This window comes from Streptomyces sp. AcH 505, from assembly GCF_000818175.1.
Lineage (GTDB): Bacteria > Actinomycetota > Actinomycetes > Streptomycetales > Streptomycetaceae > Streptomyces.
In genome coordinates this window covers 188,207-190,122 of the sequence record NZ_JTIY01000002.1, presented here as the reverse complement: position 1 = coordinate 190,122, position 1,916 = coordinate 188,207, and the positions used below count along the sequence as shown (strand labels likewise).

2 protein-coding genes and 1 pseudogene are annotated in these 1,916 nt (G+C 70.1%); 2 read left to right on the top strand and 1 reads right to left on the bottom strand.

Annotated features, from left to right (window positions below; genetic code table 11):
- On the top strand, positions 1-444 hold a 444-nt coding region (locus HY68_RS30980), incomplete at its 5' end, for an HAD-IA family hydrolase (protein WP_041998065.1).
- A 170-nt stretch (positions 445-614) separates the two neighbouring features.
- Positions 615-1,259, top strand: coding sequence for a TetR/AcrR family transcriptional regulator (locus HY68_RS30975; protein ID WP_041998063.1), 645 nt, complete (start codon positions 615-617; stop codon positions 1,257-1,259).
- On the opposite strand, the pseudogene HY68_RS30970 reads toward HY68_RS30975, so the two are convergent.
- A pseudogene (locus tag HY68_RS30970) lies at positions 1,244-1,916 on the bottom strand (hypothetical protein); the annotation flags it as partial. The gene HY68_RS30975 and the pseudogene HY68_RS30970 overlap by 16 nt on opposite strands.

Genomic DNA, 1,916 nt, shown 5'->3' with positions numbered 1-1,916 from the left:
CAGGTGCCGCTGCCCGACCCCGCGCTGTACGACGCCCTCTACGAGCGGCACATGACCCCGGACGCCTGGCGTCCGTACGGCGACGCGGCCGAGGTGCTCGGCGCGCTGCGGCGCGGCGGGCTCGGTGTCGCCGTGGTCAGCAACATCGGCTGGGACCTGCGGCCGGTCTTCCGCGCCCACGGTCTGGACAGCCTCGTGGACGCGTACGTCCTCTCGTACGAGCACGGCGTCCAGAAGCCGGACGCCCGGCTGTTCCGGGCGGCCTGCGAGGAGCTGGGGCAGGATCCGCACGACGTGCTGATGGTCGGCGACGACCGCGCGGCCGACGGCGGAGCCGCCGACATCGGCTGCTCGGTGCACTTCGTCGACCATCTGCCGGTGGAGGAACGGCCGGCCGGACTGCGCCCGGTGCTCACCCTCGCGGGCCGCGGACCGCTCCCCTAACCGACCCGGCCCGGGCGCTTTCCGCGTCCGGGCAGCCGGAAGCCGTCCGTCTTGGACGATCCCCCGCGTCGCCCAAGACAGACGGCAGCCCTGCTGACCAGGCCCGGAAGGGGCTGTGGCAGGACACGCTGAGTATACTGACTTAGAGCCAGTCAACGCAGGAGTAAAGCATGTCCCCGCGGAGCGCATCGGTCAATGAGGAGCTCCGTCGGCGTTCCCGCGAGCGGTTGTTGCAGGCCACGGTCGAGCTTGTCGCCGAGCGGGGTTACGAGGCGACGACGCTCGCCGACATCGCCGACCGCGCCGGATCGGCGCGCGGCCTCGTCTCGTACTACTTTCCCGGCAAGCGGCAGCTGCTGCAGTCGGCCGTGCACCGGCTGATGCACCGCACGCTGCGGGCCGGACTCGACCGCGAGCCGCGCACCGAGGACGGCGCCGAGCTGATGGCGCGGGCGATCGACTCGATCATCGGGCTCGTGGTGGACAGCCCCGTACTGATGCGCACACACATGGCGGGGATCCTGCAGGCCGAGGGGTTCGTCCAGTGCCCCGAGCAGCAGCGTCTCGCCGAGCTGCTGCGGGACACCGTCGAGCGGTACGGGTCGCCGGACCCCGACCGCGACTATCCGCTGCTGCGCGCCCAGTTGATGGGTACGGTCTTCGCCGCGCTGATGCCGGGGGCGCCGATGCCGCTGGCGCCGCTGCGCGCCGAGCTGTTCAGGCGCTACGGCCTCGACTGGGAACTGGGCGTTCCGCCGGGCGACGAGCCGCCCGGCGGAACGGATCAGAGCACGGTCCCTCAGCGGCCGAAGTAGTCTGGCTGGGTCTGGACGTTGAGGCCGTCCATCCGTACCCGCTTCGCCGGATCGGTCCTGCGGTCGTCGAGCTTCAGCACGTCGAAGCCCTTGGCGATGTCGTTGGAGAAGATGTAGCCGTTGTAGTAGTACGCCGACCAGGAGCCGCCCACCGACAGGGTCTCGGTCGAGATCGGGCCGCGCTCGAAGTAGCCGATCTCCTTCGGCTTGGCGGAGTTGGTGAAGTCCCAGACGGAGACGCCGCCCTGGTACCAGGCCTGGACCATGATGTCGCGGCCCTTGACCGGGATCAGCGAGCCGTTGTGCGCGACGCAGTTCTCGGTGTCGGCCTGGTGCCGGGGGATCTTGTAGTAGCTGCGGAAGACCAGCTTGCGGTGGTCGCCCCTGCCGGTGATGTCGTAGATGCCGTCGGCGCCCCGGTCGGGACCCACCTCGGCGTTGCAGGTGGCGGCGCCACCGCCGCCCAGCTCGTCGGTGAAGACGACCTTGTCCGCCTTCTGGTTGAAGGTCGCCGAGTGCCAGAAGGCGAAGTTGACGTTGTCCTGGACCCGGTCGATGACCCTGGGGCGCTCCGGGTTCTTGATGTCGAAGAGGATGCCGTCACCCATGCAGGCGCCGGCGGCCAGGTCCTTCGACGGCAGCACGGTGATGTCGTGG